The 15951-nt window shown below is 69.7% G+C and carries 16 protein-coding genes and 1 pseudogene; 6 read left to right on the forward strand and 11 right to left on the reverse strand.

Annotated features, from left to right (window positions below):
- Window positions 1-25: 25 nt before the first annotated feature.
- The 3 genes and pseudogenes from ACLJOK_RS20085 to ACLJOK_RS20095 all read right to left on the reverse strand — a co-directional run.
- Window positions 26-133, reverse strand: a pseudogene (locus ACLJOK_RS20085) (DoxX family protein); the annotation flags it as partial.
- A 96-nt stretch (window positions 134-229) separates the two neighbouring features.
- Window positions 230-1669, reverse strand: coding sequence for a GuaB1 family IMP dehydrogenase-related protein (locus ACLJOK_RS20090; RefSeq protein WP_410820265.1), 1440 nt, complete (start codon window positions 1667-1669; stop codon window positions 230-232).
- Between the two features lie 113 nt (window positions 1670-1782).
- Window positions 1783-2379, reverse strand: a complete 597-nt coding sequence (locus ACLJOK_RS20095; RefSeq protein ID WP_410820266.1) for a LysE/ArgO family amino acid transporter — start codon at window positions 2377-2379, stop codon at window positions 1783-1785.
- 70 nt (window positions 2380-2449) lie between these two features.
- Here ACLJOK_RS20095 and ACLJOK_RS20100 point away from each other — a divergent pair, with 70 nt between their 5' ends.
- Window positions 2450-3343, forward strand: coding sequence for a LysR family transcriptional regulator ArgP (locus ACLJOK_RS20100; RefSeq protein WP_410820267.1), 894 nt, complete (start codon window positions 2450-2452; stop codon window positions 3341-3343).
- A 16-nt stretch (window positions 3344-3359) separates the two neighbouring features.
- Here ACLJOK_RS20100 and ACLJOK_RS20105 read toward each other — a convergent pair whose 3' ends face one another.
- The gene (locus ACLJOK_RS20105) at window positions 3360-5111 is read right to left on the reverse strand and encodes an acetyl/propionyl/methylcrotonyl-CoA carboxylase subunit alpha (protein WP_410820268.1); all 1752 of its coding nucleotides are present in this window, start codon (window positions 5109-5111) and stop codon (window positions 3360-3362) included.
- 150 nt (window positions 5112-5261) lie between these two features.
- On the opposite strand from ACLJOK_RS20105, the gene ACLJOK_RS20110 reads away from it, so the two are divergent.
- The 3 genes from ACLJOK_RS20110 to ACLJOK_RS20120 all read left to right on the forward strand — a co-directional run bounded on the left by ACLJOK_RS20110 (window position 5262) and on the right by ACLJOK_RS20120 (window position 7728).
- Window positions 5262-5873 carry a PadR family transcriptional regulator gene (locus ACLJOK_RS20110; protein WP_410821544.1) on the forward strand — a complete coding sequence of 204 codons (612 nt, stop codon included), beginning with the start codon at window positions 5262-5264 and terminating at the stop codon, window positions 5871-5873.
- 121 nt (window positions 5874-5994) lie between these two features.
- Window positions 5995-6954 carry an ATP-binding cassette domain-containing protein gene (locus tag ACLJOK_RS20115; protein WP_112601935.1) on the forward strand — a complete coding sequence of 320 codons (960 nt, stop codon included), beginning with the start codon at window positions 5995-5997 and terminating at the stop codon, window positions 6952-6954.
- Window positions 6955-6972: 18 nt separating this feature from the next.
- Window positions 6973-7728 (forward strand): ABC transporter permease, encoded by a 756-nt coding sequence (locus ACLJOK_RS20120; RefSeq protein ID WP_124823257.1) that lies wholly within the window; start codon window positions 6973-6975, stop codon window positions 7726-7728.
- Window positions 7729-7826: 98 nt separating this feature from the next.
- On the opposite strand, the gene ACLJOK_RS20125 is transcribed toward ACLJOK_RS20120, so the two are convergent.
- The 6 genes from ACLJOK_RS20125 to ACLJOK_RS20150 form a co-directional block, all read right to left on the reverse strand.
- Entirely contained in the window at window positions 7827-8480 is a 654-nt protein-coding gene (locus tag ACLJOK_RS20125) for an O-methyltransferase (RefSeq protein ID WP_410820269.1), read from the reverse strand.
- Window positions 8477-9145, reverse strand: a complete 669-nt coding sequence (locus tag ACLJOK_RS20130; protein WP_410820270.1) for a Maf family protein — start codon at window positions 9143-9145, stop codon at window positions 8477-8479. Before ACLJOK_RS20130 ends, ACLJOK_RS20125 begins: the two co-directional genes overlap by 4 nt.
- Window positions 9146-9371: 226 nt before the next feature.
- A complete protein-coding gene (locus ACLJOK_RS20135) occupies window positions 9372-10505 on the reverse strand; it encodes a S8 family serine peptidase (protein WP_410820271.1) in 1134 nt (377 codons plus the stop codon).
- 32 nt (window positions 10506-10537) lie between these two features.
- On the reverse strand, window positions 10538-11920 hold the full coding sequence (locus ACLJOK_RS20140; protein ID WP_410820272.1) for a hypothetical protein: 1383 nt from the start codon (window positions 11918-11920) through the stop codon (window positions 10538-10540).
- Window positions 11917-12375: a hypothetical protein gene (locus ACLJOK_RS20145; protein ID WP_091394404.1), complete on the reverse strand. Its 459-nt coding sequence runs from the start codon at window positions 12373-12375 to the stop codon at window positions 11917-11919. The genes ACLJOK_RS20140 and ACLJOK_RS20145 overlap by 4 nt, the downstream gene beginning before the upstream one ends.
- A gap of 91 nt (window positions 12376-12466) precedes the next feature.
- The gene (locus ACLJOK_RS20150) at window positions 12467-12661 is read right to left on the reverse strand and encodes an acyl-CoA carboxylase subunit epsilon (protein ID WP_410820273.1); all 195 of its coding nucleotides are present in this window, start codon (window positions 12659-12661) and stop codon (window positions 12467-12469) included.
- A 90-nt stretch (window positions 12662-12751) separates the two neighbouring features.
- Here ACLJOK_RS20150 and ACLJOK_RS20155 point away from each other — a divergent pair, with 90 nt between their 5' ends.
- On the forward strand, window positions 12752-14773 hold the full coding sequence (locus tag ACLJOK_RS20155; RefSeq protein WP_410820274.1) for a protein kinase domain-containing protein: 2022 nt from the start codon (window positions 12752-12754) through the stop codon (window positions 14771-14773).
- 65 nt (window positions 14774-14838) lie between these two features.
- On the forward strand, window positions 14839-15066 hold the full coding sequence (locus tag ACLJOK_RS20160) for a hypothetical protein (protein ID WP_387380307.1): 228 nt from the start codon (window positions 14839-14841) through the stop codon (window positions 15064-15066).
- 83 nt (window positions 15067-15149) lie between these two features.
- Here ACLJOK_RS20160 and ACLJOK_RS20165 read toward each other — a convergent pair whose 3' ends face one another.
- Complete coding sequence (locus ACLJOK_RS20165; protein ID WP_406059614.1) at window positions 15150-15902, reverse strand: GH25 family lysozyme; 753 nt, start codon at window positions 15900-15902, stop codon at window positions 15150-15152.
- Window positions 15903-15951: the final 49 nt, after the last annotated feature.

A 15951-nucleotide genomic window follows, 5' to 3' on the forward strand; every position in this document is an offset into this window, starting at 1 on the left:
GACAGGTAGGTTAGCTCCCTGATAGTCAGGGGCCAAACGAAATTGCCGCAGCGGTGGCCACGAACACGATCTGCAGGGCGGTGCGCTGCGCCAGCGGGGTGACCGGGCGACCGGCGAGGGTCAGATCGCGCCGACACGCGTCGATCATGGAGTTGTGGTGGGCAATTCGCCCATCGCTGCCCCTTTTGTGAGGCACCACAACTCCATGATCGACGCGGTGGAGGGCGCCTTACCAGCTGGTGGGGAGGGGCATTCCTTCGGTGAAGCCGGCGGCGCTCTGCACGCCGACGATGGCCCGCTCGTGGAACTGGGTCAGGTCCCGCGCACCGGCGTAGGTGAAGGCGCTGCGCACCCCGGCGATGATCTCGTCGATCAGGTCCTCGACACCGGGGCGGGCGGGGTCCAGGTGCATCCGGGCCGAGGAGATGCCCTCCTCGAACACCGCCTTGCGGGCCCGGTCGTACGGGCTGTCGTCGGCGGTTCGGGCGCTGACCGCCCGAGCCGAGGCCATTCCGAAGCTCTCCTTGTACCGCCGGCCGTCCGCGTCGGTGTAGAGGTCACCGGGGGACTCGTAGGTGCCGGCGAACCAGGAGCCGATCATCACGTTCGAGGCGCCGGCGGCGAGTGCGAGCGCCACGTCCCGGGGGTGCCGCACCCCGCCGTCGGCCCACACGTGCCGGCCCAGTTGGCGGGCGGCGGCCGCGCAGTCGAGCACGGCGGAGAACTGCGGTCGACCCACGCCGGTCATCATCCGGGTGGTGCACATCGCGCCGGGGCCGACGCCGACCTTGATGATGTCCGCTCCCGCCTCCACCAGGTCGCGTACGCCCTCGGCGGTGACCACGTTGCCGGCCGCAACCGGCACCCCCGGGTCGAGCTTCCGGACCGCCTGAAGTGCGGAGATCATCCGTGCCTGGTGGCCGTGCGCGGTGTCCACGACCAACGTGTCCACCCCCGCCTCCAGCAGCGCCGCGGCCTTGCCGGTCACGTCCCCGTTGATCCCGACGGCCGCCGCGATCCGCAGCCGGCCCCGGTCATCCACGGCCGGCGTGTAGAGGGTGGCGCGCAACGCGCCCTGTCGGGTCAGCACCCCGACCAGCCGACCCTCGGCGTCCACCACCGGGGCGAGTCGGCGGCGGCCCGCCGAGAGCAGGTCGAAGCCGGTACGCGGATCCGCGTCCGCCGGGACTGTGTGCAGCTCGGTGGACATCACGTGCCGCAACTGCGCGAAGCGGTCCACGCCCGTGGTGTCCGCCTCGGTGACCACACCCATCGGCCGGCCGGCGTCGTCGACCACGATCACCGCGCCGTGCGAGCGCTTGGGCAGCAGGTGGATGGCATCGCCCACGGTCTCGGTCGGGCCCAGCGTGATGGGCGTGTCGTAGACCAGGTGGCGCTGCTTGACCCAGGCGACGACATTCGCCACCACCTCGATCGGAATGTCCTGCGGAATCACCGTGATGGCACCCCGGCGGGCGACCGTCTCCGCCATCCGCCGTCCGGCGACAGCGGTCATGTTCGATACCACCAACGGAATGGTGGTGCCGGTGCCGTCGCCGGTGGAGAGGTCGACGTCGAGCCGGGAGGCCAGGTCGGAGCGGGCCGGGGCCATGAAGACGTCGGTATAGGTCAGGTCGTGCGCGGGAGCCGCGCCGTGAAGGAAACGCACCCGGCAATCATTCCCGCTCACGGCCAGTTCCACCGCCGGTGGTCGCGGAAAACACTCGCATCGTCGTTGGGCCTGGTCTCGGCAGCGGCGTCGGTGCTCGCCGTGGGAGCCGGTCAGCCCAGCAGGAGTGCCACGGCGAGCCCGGCCATCACGACGGCGATGACCGCGTCCAGCACCCGCCAGGCCATGGCGCGGGCGAGCAGCGGCGCGAGACGCTGTGCGCCGACGCCGAGCGCGGTGAACCAGACCACACTGGCCAGGACGGCGCCCGCGCCGAAGACCCACCGGTGCGGGTGTTGTTGGGCCACGCTGCCGAGGAGCAGGACGGTGTCCAGGTAGACGTGCGGGTTCAGGTAGGTGAAGGCGGCGCAGGCGAGCAGGGTCGTCCCCAACGTGGCCGGCGGACGCTCAGTGGGTAGCAGGGCGCCGGGACGTAGGGCGCGGCGGGCGGCGAGCCCCGCATAGCAGAGCAGGAAGGCCGCGCCGCCCCACCGGATCGCCATCAGTAGGCCCGGTCGGCCGGTCACCAACGAACCGACCCCGGCCACCCCCGCCATGATCAGCAGCGCGTCCGAGGCGGCGCAGGTCAGCACCACGGCTACGACGTGCTCGCGTCGCAGACCCTGACGCAGGACGAAGGCGTTCTGGGCGCCGATGGCGACGATGAGCGCGATGGAGATCGAGAAGCCGGCGACGGCGGAGGTGAGCACGGAGTCGACGCTAGGGCCGCCGACGGCCACCAGTCCAACTAAAGATTCTGACGCAACTTAAGCTCAGCTAATGAATGGTCTCGACTCGGCGCAGCTACGGACCCTCGCGGCGGTGGTGGCGGAGGGCAGCTTCGACGCGGCGGCCCGGCTGCTGCACGTCACGCCGTCGGCGGTGAGCCAACGCATCAAGGCGCTGGAGGAGACCGTCGGCCAGGTGCTGGTCCGCCGCGCCCGTCCGTGCGCGGCAACCGACGCCGGCCGCCCGCTGCTGCGCCTGGCCGGCCAGCTCGCGCTGCTCGAACGGGAGGCGCTGGCCGACGCCCGCGGCCCGCTGGCCGGCGGTGGCCGGATCCGGGTCGCCGTGGTGGTCAACGCGGACTCGCTGGCCACCTGGTTTCCCGCCGCGCTGGCCCGGTTGCCGCAGCGGGCCGGGCTCTCGTTCGACCTGCGGCAGGACGACCAGGACCACACCGCCGAGCTGCTTCGCGACGGTTCGGTGACGGCGGCGGTCACCGCCCAGCGGGAGGCCGTGCAGGGCTGCCGGGTGCTGCGGCTCGGGTCGATGCGCTACCGCGCGTTGGCCACAGCGGAATTCGCGGCGTCCCACTTCGCCGGCGGATTCACCGCCGCCGCGCTGGCGAGCGCCCCGCTGGTGGTCTTCGACCGGAAGGACCGGGTGCAACACCGGTTCATCCGGGCGGTGGCCGGTCGACCGCTCGACCCGCCGGTGCACTACATACCGTCGGTGCCGGCGATCAGCGAGGCGATCCGGCTCGGGTTGGGCTGGAGCATGGTGCCGGAACAGATCGCCCAGGCCGACCTGACCGCCGATCGCTGTGTCGACCTCGCGCCGGGCCGACACCTCGACGTCCCGCTGTACTGGCAGCACTGGCGGCTGGAGTCGGACGTGCTGAACGCCCTGACCGCCGCCGTCCGCGCGGTCGCCGCCGAAACCCTGCGCTGACCGCCCGCCGGGCGGCTCAGGCGATGGTGCAGATGGGGGCGCCGGCGGTGATCACGGCGCCGACCTCGGCGCTGAGACCGCTGACCGTACCCGCCTTGTGTGCGTGCAGCGGCTGCTCCATCTTCATCGCCTCCAGCACCACGACCAGGTCGCCCTCGGCCACTGTGTCGCCGTCCGCCACCGCGATCTTGACGATGGTGCCCTGCATCGGCGAGGTGAGAGCGTCGCCGCCGACCGGAGCGCCGGCCTTGGCACCGCCACCGCGCCGGCTCGCCTTGCGGGAGGCGGGTGCCGCGGTGGTCGTACTCCCGCCGAAGCCGGCGGGGAGGCTGACCTCGAGGCGCTTGCCGCCCACCTCGACCACGACGGTGTCGCGTTCGGCCGGCGCCTCGGCGGCGCCGGCGGCGGCGGTGAACGGCGGCACTGTGTTGTGGAACTCGGTCTCGATCCACCGCGTGTGCACTGTGAACGGCTCGGCGGTGAACGCCTCGTCCCGCACGACGAGCCGGTGGAACGGCAGCGCGGTGGCCATCCCGTCGAGGACCATCTCGTCCAGCGCGCGGCGGGCGCGCTCCAGCGCCTCGGTCCGCGTCTCACCCGTGATGATCACCTTGGCGAGCAGCGAGTCGAAGTTGCCGCCGATCACGTCGCCGGCCGAGATGCCGGTGTCGACCCGCACACCCGGCCCGCTGGGCAGGCGCAGCGCTGTGACAGTGCCGGGGGCGGGCAGGAAGTTGCGGCCCGGGTCCTCGCCGTTGATCCGGAACTCGATCGCGTGCCCGCGCGGCGTCGGGTCCTCGGTGATCCGCAGCTTCTCGCCGTCGGCGATCCGGAACTGCTCGCGGACCAGGTCGATGCCGGCGGTCTCCTCGGTGACCGGGTGCTCGACCTGGAGTCGGGTGTTGACCTCCAGGAAGGAGATGGTGCCGTCGACGCCGACCAGGTATTCCACGGTGCCGGCGCCGTGGTAGCCGGCTTCGCGGCAGATCGCCTTGGCGCTCTCGTGGATCTGCGCGCGCTGGGCATCGGTGAGGAACGGCGCGGGCGCCTCCTCGACGAGCTTCTGGTGACGTCGCTGCAACGAGCAGTCCCGGGTGCCCACCACGATGACGTTGCCGTGCTGGTCGGCGAGGACCTGCGCCTCGACGTGCCGGGGCTGGTCGAGGTACCGCTCGACGAAGCACTCGCCCCGACCGAACGCCGCGACCGCCTCCCGGGTGGCCGACTCGAACAGCTGGGGGATCTCCTCCATCGTGCGGGCGACCTTGAGGCCCCGCCCACCGCCACCGAAGGCGGCCTTGATGGCGACCGGCAGGCCGTGGTCGACGGCGAAGGCCATCACCTCGTCCGGGCTGGCCACCGGGTCCGGGGTGCCGGGGACCAGCGGTGCGCCGGCCCGCTGGGCGATGTGCCGGGCGGTGACCTTGTCGCCCAGGTCGCGGATCGCCTGCGGGGTGGGGCCGATCCAGGTCAGCCCGGCGTCGATGACGGCCTGGGCGAAGTCGGCGTTCTCACTGAGGAAGCCATAACCAGGGTGTACGGCGTCGGCGCCGGCGCGAGCGGCGACGTCGAGCAGCTTGTCGATGCGCAGGTAGGTCTCGGTAGCGCTGTCCCCGCCGAGGGCGTACGCCTCGTCCGCGAGGGTGGCGTGCAGGGCGTCGCGGTCGGAGTCCGCGTACACGGCGACGCTGCCCAGGCCAGCGTCGCGGCACGCGCGGATCACCCGGACGGCGATCTCGCCGCGGTTGGCGATGAGTACCTTGCGCACCTTCGTGGCTCCTCCCGGGCAGGTTACTGACGGGGAGTGTATCGGCCGCCCACTGCGGCCCTAACGATCGCTCAGTGTGGGATGCCGCACTGCACCCGCCACGGCTTAGTCAAACTTGGCTATTACGCTTATCGGGTGTCTTCGACTCGGATGATGATTCTCGGTCTGGTGCGGTGGATGCAGCCCGTGCACGGCTACGACGTGCGCCGCGAGCTGCTGAGCTGGAGCGCCGACAAGTGGGCGAACGTGCAGCCCGGATCGATCTATCACGCCCTGCGCAAGCTCACCGAGGAAGGGCTGCTTCGCGCCGTCGCGACCGAGCAGGTCGGCGCCCGTCCGGCGCGCACCACGTACGAGGTGACCGTCAAGGGGGAGGACGAGTTCGAGACGTTGCTGCGCAACCTGTGGTGGAACATCAGCGAGCCCGCCGACCCGTTCGCGGCGGCCTTCTCCTTCCTGCCGGCGATGCCCCGGGACGAGGCGGCCGCCGCCCTGCGCAACCGGGCCAACCTGCTGCGTGCCGGCGTCGAGTCGATGCGCGCCTCGCTCGATTCGGACTGGGTGCGCAACCGAAAGCCGGCGCACGTGGGCTGGATGCTCGAGCTGTGGTCGGCACGGGCTGAGGCGGAGATGAGCTGGTGCGAGCGCATCGCCGAGCGGATCGATTCCGGAGTGTCGTACCTGCCTGCTGAGCTGGATGAAGCGCAGGGTTGGTCGGGGTGGAGGGACGGCGCGGAGTCGCCCGGCACCAACGCGGAATAATCAACGTTGACTAAAAAAGCTATATCGCGTTAGCCTGCTGGCGGCACAGCGGGGGAGTGCGCCGTCCGGCGTCGTCCCACTCGACGGCCGGCCTGACCGGCCCGAACGACCAGGAGCAGAAATGATCGAGACCAGGGGGCTGCGGAAGTCGTTCCGCTCCCGCGCGGGTCGAGAGACGAAGACGGTGGACGCCGTGCGGGGCGTCGACCTTGACGTTGCCAAGGGCGAGATCTTCGGCTTTCTTGGCCCGAACGGCGCCGGCAAGACCACCACGCTGCGGATGCTCGCCACGCTGATCGAGCCGGACGGCGGCGAGGCCACCATCGCGGGCGCCGACCTGCGCAAGGACCCGGCCGAGGTGCGCCGCCGCATCGGGTACGTCCCGCAGGGCGGCAGCACCTGGGACGAGTCCACCGCCCGCGAGGAACTGGTGCTGCACGCCCGGATGTACGGCATCAGCAAGGCCGACGCGCAACGGCGCGCCGCCCGCGCCCTGGACGCCTTCCAGCTCACCGAGTACGCCGACCGCAAGTGCAAGACCTACTCCGGCGGCCAGCGTCGCCGGGTGGAGATCGCCCTCGGCATCATCCACGAGCCGAAAATCGTCTTCCTGGACGAGCCGACCACCGGCCTCGACCCGCAGAGCCGCGCCCACATGTGGGACGAGATCCGGCGGCTCCGCGCCGACGGGATGACCGTCTTCATCACCACGCACTACCTGGACGAGGCCGACGCGCTCTGCGACCGGATCGCGATCATGGACAACGGCGAGGTGGTGGCCGAGGGCACGCCAACCGAGCTCAAGCGGGAGATCTCCGGCGACGTGGTGCTGGTCGGCCTCGACCTGGCCGCCACCCCGCAGGCCGCCCAGACGCTCGACGGCGAGCCGTACGTCAACAAGCTGGAGACGGTCGACGAGGGCGGCCTGCGCCTCTACGTCGACGAGGGCGCCACCGCCATCCCGCAGGTGCTGCGCCGACTCGACCACGCCGGGCTGGAGCTGCGCTCGATCGAGCTGCACCGACCCAGCCTGGACGACGTCTTCCTCACCAAGACCGGCCGCTCGCTGCGCGAGTCCTGACCACCGGAGACGACTCTCATGAAATTCGCCCGTGACACGTGGCTGATCTTTCAGCGCCAGATCCAACTCCTGCTACGCAACCCGGTCTGGGTCTTCGTCGGCGTGTTCCAGCCGGTCATGTACCTGCTGCTCTTCGCCCCGCTGCTCAAGCCCGCACTGAACGCGCCCACCCAGGCGGCCGCCTACAAGATCTTCGTACCGGGTCTGCTGGTGCTGCTGGCCATCTTCGGTGGCCTGTTCCAGGGCTTCGGCCTGATCGCCGAGCTGCGAGCCGGCGTCATCGAACGCTCCCGGGTCACCCCGATCAGCCGGCTCGCCCTGCTGCTCGGGCGCTCGCTGCGCGACGTGGTCTCGCTTCTGGTGCAGGCAGTCATCATCACGCTCTTGGCGCTCATCTTCGACCTGCGCGTGTTCATCGGGGACCTGCTGCTGGCGTACCTGATGCTCGCCCTGATCGCCCTCATGACCTCGGCCGTCTCCTACGGAGTCGCCCTCAAGGTCAAGAGCGAGGACGCGCTGGCCCCGCTGATGAACACAGTGGCGCAGCCGGTGCTGCTGCTCTCCGGCATCCTGCTGCCGCTGACCTTCGCACCCGGCTGGTTGCAGGGCATCGCCAACTGGAACCCGTTCTCCTGGGCCGTCGACGGCACCCGGGCACTGTTCGCCGGTGACCTGGGCAGCGACAAGGTCTGGCAGGGCCTCAGCATCACCGCGGTCCTCGCCGCGCTGGGCGTCTACTGGGCCGCCCGCCAGTTCGCCCGCAGCGTCCGCTGACGCCGGCTTTAGCTGTTCCTTCATGGTGGGGTGTCCCCTGGTGGGGACACCCCACCATCAGTGTTCGGCGGTTGTCGACGGTCAGCGGTTGTCCACGGTCAGCGGACCCGGGCGAGGGTCAGGCCGTCCGCGATCGGCAGCATCACCGGGTCCACCCGTACGTCCGCGAGAACCTCGTCGTTGAACGCGGCGATTGCCCGGTCATTGGCGTCCTGCGGGGCGATGACCCGCCCACCACGCAAGACGTTGTCGACGGCGATCACCCCACCCGGACGCATCCGGGGCACCAGCTCCGCCCAGTAGATCGGGTAGCCGGTCTTGTCCGCGTCGATGAACGCGAAGTCCAGGTGCCGCTCGTGGGGCAACTCCCGTAGCCCGTCCGCGGCCGGGCCGATGCGCAGGTCGATCGAATCCTGGACTCCGGCCCGCGCCCAGTAGCGCCGGGCGATACCGGTGAACTCTTCCGAGATGTCGAAGCAGGTCAGTCGCCCACCCTCGGGCAACCCGCGGGCGATCGCCAGCGACGAGAGCCCGGTGAACGTGCCGACCTCGACGGCCTGCCGCACGCCGAGCAACCGGGTGAGGAACGTCAGGAACGCGGCCTGCTCCGGAGCCACCTGCATGGTGGCGTGCTCCGGCAGCACCGACCGGGTCTCCTCGGCGAGGTCACGGATGATCTCGTCCGGCGGGGAGCCGTGTGCGACCAGATAGGCGTGCAGCTCGTTGGTGAGCGGGATCGACTTGGTGGTCATGACCGGACGTTACCGAGCGGCTCGACAGTTTGGCCGCCCGGCGCGACAGTCGTCCACAGGTCGGTGATCCGCAGATCCAGCTCGGCGAGGAGCCGGCGCAGCAGCGGCATCGACAGTCCGACCACAGTCCCCGGGTCACCCTCGATCCGTTCCACGAACGGCCCACCCAGCCCGTCGATCGTGAACGCGCCGGCCACCGCAAGCGGCTCACCGGTGGCAACGTAAGCGGCGATCTCGTCGTCACTGATGTCAGCGAAGTGGACCGTGGTGGACGCGACCGCCTCCGCGCGCCGCCCTGCGGCAACGTCGACCAGGCAGTGCCCGCTGTGCAGGACGCCGCTGTGCCCCCGCATACGCAGCCACCGCCGGGTCGCGTCGGCCGCATCCGCCGGCTTGCCGAGAATTTCCCCGTCGAAGGCGAGCACCGAGTCACAGCCGATCACCAACGTCCGCTGATCGGCGGTCGGGTTGAGCCGGGTCAACACCGCCTGCGCCTTCAGGCGAGCCAACTCCAAACACAACTCCTCGGCCCGCTCGGTCACCACCAGGGACTCGTCCACCCCGCTGACCAGCACCTCCGGCTCGATACCAGCAGCCTGGAGCAACTTACGACGGGCAGGGCTCGCCGAAGCGAGCACGAGGCGGAGCGGCAAAGTCTCAGACACCACCCCGACGTTACCGCCCATCCCCCCACCAAGACCGACACCCCGCCCAGCACCCACCACCCGGCCGCCGGGTGTCCGGTGGCCCGGTGGTCGGCGGCTCGGTTCTCGGGCGGCCGGGCGGTCCGGGCGGCCTTGATCCACTCGACTTTCAGAAAAACGCGCTATCCCGTCGCCCCGGACACCGCGATTTCCTGAAAGTCGAGTGGATCACCGCTTAGTTGATCGTTCAGCGACTGATTCTGGGTGGTGGATCATCGCCGCGCCGGCGTCGCCGCGCTATCGCGGCCCAGCCAACCCCGGCAGCCACGAGCACCCCGAGAGTGGCCAGCCCACGCGCGGTCGCGCTATCGCTCTCGTCACCCGGCTGAGCGCCAGCCGTCGTGGTCGGGCCAGCACCGGCCGGAGCGCTCACCGATTCAAACCCGAGCGGCGGTACGTCTGCCGTCAGCGCCGCCACAAGATCGATCACTCCATAGCCGTACTCGTCGTCACGCCCAGGAGGGCCCTTGTCGACGGCGGTAGCCGTGAGTCGGTGCGCTACCTCTCGGGCCGGCAGGTATGGGTACTTGGACCTGATCAACGCAGCCGCGCCCGCAACGATCGCCGTCGCGCTCGATGTGCCAGTTCCCTTCGAGTATTTCCCGCCGTAGCTGGTGCTATAGATGTCAACCGCAGGAGCGACCACATCGATGTTCGGGCCGGTGACCGAGATGGCAGCATGTTGTCCAGCGCGATCGACACCCCCGACCGCGATGACACCCTCTTCGCTGGCCGGATACGCAGTTGGGCTGTGGGGTGAATTACCCACTGATGCCACAACTATGATGTTTGCTGCGAGGGCGCTTTTGATTGCCCGGACTAGGCGCGGTGTCGATGCGCCCCCGCTTGAGATGCTAATGATTTGAGCGCCGTTGGCTATCGCAAATTCGACGGCTGCAGCGAGGTCATCGGCTTCGCCGAAATTGTCCGCGCTAGCCGCCTTTATCGGGAGGATTTTAGACTTAGGTGCAATGCCGAGTGCGCCTGAGCTTATGCCCCTGCCGTGCGCCGCAATTAACCCTGCCATGCTCGTGCCGTGGCTGTTCGAGTCCTGCTGACCATCTCCCGTGCCACCCGCTACGGTGTCTGTGCCCTCGAGTAGATTCTCCCTAAGGTCCGGGTGAGGATCGACCCCGGTGTCCGGAACCGCGACAATTACTCCCTCACCCTGGCTGATCGTCTTTGCACGGGCGACGTTCAGGAAGCGAAGGTGCCACTGGTCGTCTCGAATGCGCTCGGCTTGGTCGGGCCCTACCGTGCCGTGTACCGGATGCGGGCGATCCTTCGTGGTCGTCCCGAGGCCCGCGATTGGCAGGACCATTGTGACCAGGATGGCTCGGGTAATGAGTAGCATTACCGCGAGAAGCCGATAGCCGGGCCTGGATCAATGGGTCCTTCGTCGTCGGGTGGCCGGACTACCGGAGTCACCCCCTTTTCGATCTCCCACGGGTTATCGGGGTCCCAGTGGCGTGAGCTGTTATCGGTCTGTCTGCATGCGCTCGGCCGCGCAGGGTTTGACTGCATATAACCGGGACTCGTTATGCCGGGGCCACCGCCGATCGGTGGGATGCTCTGTGCCGCTGAAAAGCTGCGACCCACGCCAGGTCGAGAACCAGCTCCTCCGCTAGGTCCTGTGCCCGCACCCCCACCCCCAATCACGCCGCCAATCGGGTTGACGCGGCGGGCCGAGTTCGGCGCTGACCCGGGCTGGCCCAAACCGATTGATGGTGGACCTCCGATGATGCCTCCCGGTGGCATGGCTTTATTGGAAACGGGAGGCGTCGATCGATGGCTAGGGCTTTCGGCCCCAGCCTGCGGCCTGCCAATTGACCCTGGTGGTACGTGGGGGGCCAACTCGCCAACGGGCCGCATTGAGATGCCGGGCGGCGGGCCTACGGGCGCGCCGGGGGACGCAGGCGGAGGGCTCGCCAACCCGGCTGGACTTGGGTTTGGCGTGCTTGGCGTTAAGGCCGTACCCACTCCACCCAGTACGGGCCCGACGCTCGGGGAAGTCAGGGCAGGGGCAGGTCCTGCAGGAGTTGTCTTCGGAGTTTGCGATGACGGGGCTGGTGCCATCGGCACTGCGACGACCGGGGGGATGATCGGAATCTGCGCGCTCGTGTCATAAACGTCAGGATCATTTGGCTGATGGCCGGGTCGACGTGGTGGCGGGGGTGGTTTTTGGAGAGTTGCTTGGGCTTGTTGGAGTTCGCCGCTCAGGTTGAACATCATGGATCGGGCCTGCACGTTGAGCCGTTCCAGATCCCCGTCAGCAACAGGCGGCGTGGCTGCCCGGTTGCCCATCACCGCTTTCGGGTCGGCGACCATCGACTCGTACGCCTGCTTCTGCTGGAACTTGGTCGCGTACTCCTCGTAGATCTTGCGGAGTGCGGCGCGGGTGGTGCCGATGGCCTGGGTTGCGGCGGACAGCGCGGTGTAGTTCGCGGCGGCGGCGTCGTGGGTGCGCTGCACCTTGTCGATGAGTTCGTCGAGTTCGGCGAGGTACGTGCGGGAGGCGGCGCTGGTTTCGGGGGGCCATGCCTCGGCGAGTCCGTGTCGGTACTGCTGGAGGCGGCCGAGGTGGATTTGCGCCAGGTCGCAGACCTTGCGCCAGCCGGCGACCTGTTTCCAGTGGTTGGCGGTGTCGTGGTCCTGCAGGCAGGCCCACATGCTGTTGACGTCCATGAGGTGCCAGTCGGTGAGGCCGGAGGTGCGGCCGGTGCCCCGTTCGATCATGGCAGCACCACCGGCCCTGCGGCGTCGGGGCTGGTCGGGTCGGTCAGGGTCGGCGTCGGGCCGCCGGGGAGGACGCTGGCCGGGTTGGCGAGGGCTCGCTGCACGTCGACCACGCGGGCGGCGGTGAAGGCGTCGCTGTCGGCGTAGTGGGTGGCGACCTGGTCGGCGGCGGCGGCCAGGTGGCCGGTGGCGCCTCGGACGGCGTACACCATGTCGGCGGTGGCCTGCTGCGTCTCGTGGTGCGCGTGCAGGAACGTGACCAGCTCGATGAAGGCGTCGCACGGGTTGGGCAGCTTCGCGGACATGTCTTCGGCGATGTACGACAGGTGCGGCGCGTAGTTGCTCTCGACTTCCGCGGCGAGCCGGTCGGCGAACTCTCTGAGCTGGCTGATGTCGGCTTCGATGCCGCCGTAACCGCGTAGCCAGGGTGCTGGCCGGTCCTCTTCGGGGATCATGGATCCTCCCTACCCGTAACGGCACCGTTTCCCTGAGTGAGGTTAACGGCTCAACGCCACCCTGACAGCCCCCACACGGCGGTTCTCGGGGTCAGCGGGGCAGGCCGCCGGCACGCCACCCACGGGAGTTGCCCGGTCGACCGCTGCGCGCCCAGGCGGACGCGGTCGCCTCCGCGGGGGCGGCGGTCGGACGGGACCGGATGATGATCGCCCCCACCAGAGCGGCCAACTCCTCGGCGGTGGGCACGCCGCGGACGACCCGGAACAGCGGCTCTTCGGCAGACATGCCGCCAGGGTACGCGGCGCGAAGTTACTCGAAGCGCACAGTGGCGTGCCGGCGGTGTGAGCGTCAGCGGGTCCGGGTACCGTCTCACCGATGTCGAACGCGCTTCCCCAACTCGTCGCTGACCGATACCGGCTTCTGTCGCCGCTCGGCCAGGGTGGCATGGGCCGGGTGTGGAAGGCGCGCGACGAGGTGCTGCATCGGGATGTCGCCATCAAGGAGTTGGTGCCGCCGCCCGGTCTCACCGATGAGGAACGCCGCGAGATGCGCGAGCGCTCGTTGCGGGAGGCGCGGGCCATCGCCCGGCTCAACCACGCCAACGTCGTCCGCATCTTCGACGTGCTGCGCACCGACGGCGATCCGTGGATCGTCATGGAGTACGTGGCGTCGAAGTCGTTGCAGGACACTCTCGCCGAGGACGGCCCCGTTTCGGTGGCCCAAACTGTGGAGATCGGCCTGGGCGTGCTGGGCGCGCTCAGCGCCGCGCACAAGGCGGGTGTCATGCACCGCGACGTGAAGCCCGGCAACGTGTTGCTCGGCGACGATGGCCGCGTGGTGCTGACCGATTTCGGTCTCGCCACGATCCCCGGCGACCCCAACGTGACCCGCACCGGCATGGTGCTCGGCTCGCCCGCGTACATCTCGCCGGAGCGGGCTCGGGACGGCTCGGCCGGGCCGGAGGCCGACCTGTGGTCGCTGGGCGCGACGCTCTACGCGGCGGTCGAGGGCAAGTCGCCGTACGCCCGGCCGTCGGCGATCGGCACCCTTGCCGCGCTGGCCACCGAGCCGATTCCGCCGCCGAAGAATGCCGGTCCGCTCAAGGCCGTGCTCAACGGGCTGCTGCGCAAGGACCCGAACGAGCGGATCACCGCCGAGGTGGCGGAGCGGTTGCTGCGCCGCGCCGGCGGCAAGCGGTCGCGCGGAATCTCGCTGCTTGATGGCGTACGCCGGCCTGGGCCGAACGGTCCGCGTGAGCCGCGCCTGCCGGTGGTGCCGGCACCGCGACCGGCCGAGAGTGCCGACCGGCCGGTGTCGCCGCCGCCGTCCGCCGCCGCGACCACCTCCGCCGCCACCTCTGCTGGCGCCGCGACCCCCGCCGCCGATGCCACACCGACGGCCGTCTTTTCCTCCGGTGCGGTCGCCGACCCGACAGCGGTCGTGCCAGCCGAGCCGACCGCAGCGGCGCCGGCCGAGCCGACCGCCCCGATCGACCGTCCGTCCGATGCCGACCCGTCCGAGGCCGAGCCGACCGCGAAGGTCACGGCCGCGCCCGACACGAGCGGCGACGGTACGACGAACGTCGACGACGAGCCGACTGTTGTCGATGGTCCGCCGGTGGCTCCGGAGCAGCGCAAGCCGACCACGCCGACGTCGCTCATGCCGCCGATGAGTCCGGCCGGTCGTGCGGCGGTGCCGCTCTCGGATGGCACGAAGCCGAACAACACCCGACGTAACCTGCTGATCGGGGCCGTGGTCGCCCTGCTGCTGATCGGCCTCGTGGTGGTCGTGCCGATGCTGACGAAGGACGACGACAAGACCCCGCAGGCCAACCCGACCGGTGCCGCCGCGACGTCGGTGCCCGCGCCGACCTCCGCTGCCGCGCCGCCGGCGCCCACCAGCGGTGCGCCCAGCCCGTCGGCCTCGGCCACCCCCTCGGTCGACCCGAACGCGCTGCCGGCGGGCTGGAAGCTGCACCGGGACCCGACCGGCTTCGCCCTGCCGATGCCCGACGGTTGGGTGCGTAGCCAGGTCAACGGCAACACGGTCGTCTTCAACCAGTCCGACGCGCCGGGGAAGCTGCTCGTGCAGTGGACCCCCACCCCGAAGAAAAATGCGGTCGCGGACTGGCGGGAGCAGGAGCCAAACCGCAAAAGGCTCGTCAAGGAATACAAGTACCTCAGCATCGAGGAATGCACCTTCTGGAAGGTCTGCGGCGACTGGGAGTGGCTGGAGACCCGTGACAACACCCGGATCCACGTCCGTAACCGGGGGTTCGTGACGGCCAAGGACCGGGGGTACGCCCTGCGGTGGGAGATCGCGGAGAAGGACTGGCAGGCCAACCTGCCGAACTTCGACCGGATCGCCAAGGGCTTCGTGCCCGACCGCAAGGACTGAAACTCATTCGCATGACCTGCCATCGTCGTGGGTAATTGACCTTCGACGACGGAAGGAGGCACGACATGGGTTACCGACGGAGGGACGCTCGGCCCCGGCTGGCACTGTGGATGCTCGTCGCGCTCGGCGATGCGATCCTGCTGCTGGTCAGCGCGGGGGTTTCGGTGCTCGTCGCACTGCTCGGCGTCGTGATCGTTGCTGGCTTTGGCGTGGCTGCCTGGCGGTTGACCCGCAGGGGCGCGCTGGCTCGTGAGGATGCTGTGGTGCCGGCCCTGAGCCGGCGGCGGGCTTGACCTGTGCCCGGTGGTGCGGCGGCAGCCGGACCGATTGTCGACAGTGATGGCGACCGTCGATCCCGCTGCCGCCAACGGCCCGGTCAGGTGTTGTTGGCCAACGCGATCAGGCGGCTCCGGTCGCCGTTCCAGTAGTTGCGGTCCACGTTGCCACTGATCCCGGAGACCGCGCCGGTGCTGGTGTACTGCCAGAAGCTCCACACCGACGCGCCGGCCGGCAGGGCCCCAGGCGTGCTCGACCAGCGGGCCAGCCAGAGCGGGTGGTTCGCCCAGGGGCCGGTCCAGCTGCCGGTGCACTGGTTCCACCAGCTCGTGGTGGTGTAGATGACCGCGTACCGGCCGGTGCGGGAGCGGTAGGTGTTCAGGAAGTCCTGCACCCAGTTGCGCATCCCGGTCGTGCTGAGCCCGTAGCAGTAGCCGCCGCTGTACGGGTTGCCCTCGATGTCCAGCGCGGCCGGCAGGGTACGGCTGTCCGCGGACCAGGCGCCGCCGTTGGAGGCCAGGTAGTTGGCCTGGGTCGAGCCGGCGGAGATGTTCGGGCGGGCGAAGTGGTACGCCCCGCGGATCACCCCGGCGTTGTACGAGTTGACGTAGTTGGCGTTGAAGTTCGGGTCCTTGTAGCTGGTGCCCTCGGTCGCCTTGATGAAGGCGAACTGGATGCCCGCGTTGCGGACGCTGGTCCAGTTGATGGTGCCCTGGTAGCGGGACACGTCGACACCGGGTGTGGTGGCGGCGGCCGCCGGTCCAGCGGTCGCGACCAGGGCCGCCGCCGCGGTGGCGAGGACGGTGAGGCCGGCCGCGAGCGCGCGGCGCAGCGATGATCGGGTACGGGCCATGAGTGCCTCCAAGGACGTCGCTCTATCGACATTCATCTTTGGAGGTAAG

Source organism: Micromonospora sp. 050-3 (assembly GCF_046549335.1).
GTDB classification, from domain to species: domain Bacteria; phylum Actinomycetota; class Actinomycetes; order Mycobacteriales; family Micromonosporaceae; genus Micromonospora; species Micromonospora trifolii.